This window comes from Gemmatimonadota bacterium (genome assembly GCA_026706345.1).
Classification (GTDB): domain Bacteria; phylum JAAXHH01; class JAAXHH01; order JAAXHH01; family JAAXHH01; genus JAAXHH01.
This window is the reverse complement of record JAPOYX010000258.1, coordinates 1-2291: the sequence shown is the minus strand read 5'-3', so window position 1 is coordinate 2291 and position 2291 is coordinate 1. Positions and strand designations below refer to the sequence as shown.

General features: G+C 59.8%; 3 protein-coding genes. 2 read left to right on the top strand and 1 reads right to left on the bottom strand.

All coding sequences use genetic code 11. The features are described from left to right. On the top strand, positions 1-860 hold an 860-nt coding region (locus tag OXG98_18165; protein MCY3773935.1), incomplete at its 5' end, for an LLM class flavin-dependent oxidoreductase. A 30-nt stretch (positions 861-890) separates the two neighbouring features. Further along, positions 891-1943 carry a histidinol-phosphate transaminase gene (locus OXG98_18160; protein MCY3773934.1) on the top strand — a complete coding sequence of 351 codons (1053 nt, stop codon included), beginning with the start codon at positions 891-893 and terminating at the stop codon, positions 1941-1943. A gap of 155 nt (positions 1944-2098) precedes the next feature. On the opposite strand, the gene OXG98_18155 is transcribed toward OXG98_18160, so the two are convergent. Beyond that, the coding region (locus OXG98_18155; GenBank protein ID MCY3773933.1) for a hypothetical protein at positions 2099-2291 on the bottom strand (193 nt) is incomplete at its 5' end.

Here is a 2291-nt window from a genome sequence, read left to right as displayed (position 1 = left end):
TCCTGTGCAGCAGCGCAGCAGCGGCAGAGGCCGCCGGGCTCGATTCGTTATGGTTGTCCGATCATATCGTGACCGTCAACCCTACCCTGGACATCTCCTGTCTGTTCGCCATGATCGCCGGTCGTACCTCCCGCCTGAAAATGGGACCGAGCGTCTTCACCCTGCCGGCGCGCCATCCGGTCCAGGTGGCCAAGACCTATGCCACCCTCGACTATCTTTCAAACGGGCGGATGATCATGGCCGTCGGGAGCGGCAACGATCCGCGCGATTTGGTTGCGTGTGGGGTGCCACCCCAAGCCCGCGGCCGTCGCCTTGAAGAAGGAATCGAGATCCTGCGCAAACTGTGGACCGAGTCGCACGTCACGCATCATGGCGAGTTCTACGATTTTGAGGACGTGACGATTGAGCCCAAACCAAAGCAGGGCGCGCTCGACATTTGGATTGGCGGCAAGAGTGACGCGATTCTCAAACGCGTCGTCCGTCTCGGAGACGGCTGGTTCCCTGCACTGACTTCACCCCCCGAGTTTCAGCGCGATATGGAAAAGCTCAGGGTGTATGGGGAAGAGTACGGGCGGACGATTGATCCGCGTGAGGCCGGAGTGCTGCTCTTCACGCATGTGTGTGACGACCGGGCCGCGGCCATGAAAACGGTTGAGCCGTTCTTCCATGGCCTGCGGGTCGATCCGCAGGCCATCATGCGGCGTTCGCTGATCGGCTCGGCCCAGGAGTGCGTAGAGCAGACCGAGCGCTTTGTCGAAGTCGGCTGCGATAAATTCGTGCTCCGGCCGATCTGCCCGCCGACTGACATCCCGTCCCAGCTCGAACACTATGGACAAGATATTCTGCCCCACTTTATATAGCAGCCGCGGGAAGTACGGGATCGCAGGGTCATGATTAAGGCCAGATCTGAAGTCGAACAGCTTGAGCCCTATGTTGCCCCGCTTGAAGGGCGGCGGCCCATGCTGCGCCTCGACTTTAACGAAAACACGCTCGGCCCGAGCCCGAAAGTCGTTGAGGCCATTCGCCGCCTGCCGCCCGATGCCTATGCGACCTATCCGGAATATGCCGGCCTGAACGAGGCGTACGCGGCGTCCATCAACGTCCCGGCTCGATACGTGGAAGCCTTTAACGGTGTTGATGCGGCAATTCACACCATCTTTGATGTCTACGGCGAAAAGGGAAGTACCTTTCTGACAACCGCGCCGACCTTTGGCTATTACAAGCCGTGCGCGCTCCAGCACGGCATGCAGCAAGATGAGGTATTGTATCCCGCTGACTTGAGTTTTCCGCTTGAGTCCATGCGCGAACGACTTACGTGTACGCCCCGGCTCTGTTTTATCTGTAACCCCAACAATCCAACCGGCACCCTGCTCGAACCGCAGACCTTGCTGGAGTTGGCTCGCACCGCGCCCGACACCCTGGTTGTGGTGGACGAGTTATACGCGGATTTCACGCAGAAGTCGGTCCTGCCGGCCGCCCTTGAACTGGACAACGTCGTGGTGCTCCAGTCCCTGTCCAAATCTGCGGGCCTGGCTGCGTTGCGCTTAGGCTTTGCCATTGGCCAGCCCGAGGTAGTAGGTCGGCTCAGCCGCGTTACCGGCCCCTATGATATTAACGCCTTTGCGGTCGTTGCCGGAAAAGCCGCGCTCGCCGACCGTGCCTATGTCGAACGGTACGTCCAGCAGGTCCACGCCGCCAGGGAGTGGGTGACGCAACAGCTCCGGGGTTTGGGCGTGCGATATTTTGGGCAGGGCGGCAACTATCTGCTCGTCTGGCCGCCACGCGAGTGCGAGGTGGTTGAAAGCGCCCTGCGCGAGCAAGGCATCCTGGTCCGTAATATGCGGGGCAAGCCTGTGATTGACGGCAGCTTTCGGCTGAGTCTCGGTACGCTCGAACAGATGCAGCGGTTCATGCAGGCGTTTGCCGAGGTCATCGAGTCGTAGCGTGCGGGAAACGCTCTCAATACCCTCGCCGTTCTGATGAAAGCTCACGCGGTATTCACGCTCAAAACGGCCGCTCTCAAGAGCGCAGTGCATGCTGCACTCTTTGATCGCTCCGTTTCAGCGAATCTGCATCAGGTTTGACTGGTGAAGGGTGTCTAGGCCGTGCACTCGCCTTCGCCGCGTTCGAGTTTATAGACCCGATTCTGATTCCAATCGATAAACTCGTGCATATGCCCATCGTCAAACGTCACCGGAAGTGAGAGGTCTGTGATCAGGCTCTCAAACGAGTCGGTTCCCACGTGCTCGACGAAGTCGGCGAAAGCCTCGCCCGCGCGGCGATACGCCTGA

Coding starts and splice junctions, on each gene's coding strand:
- OXG98_18160 (MCY3773934.1), top strand. CDS start 891: ATGATTAAGGCCAGATCTGAAGTCGAACAGCTTGAGCCCTATGTTGCC.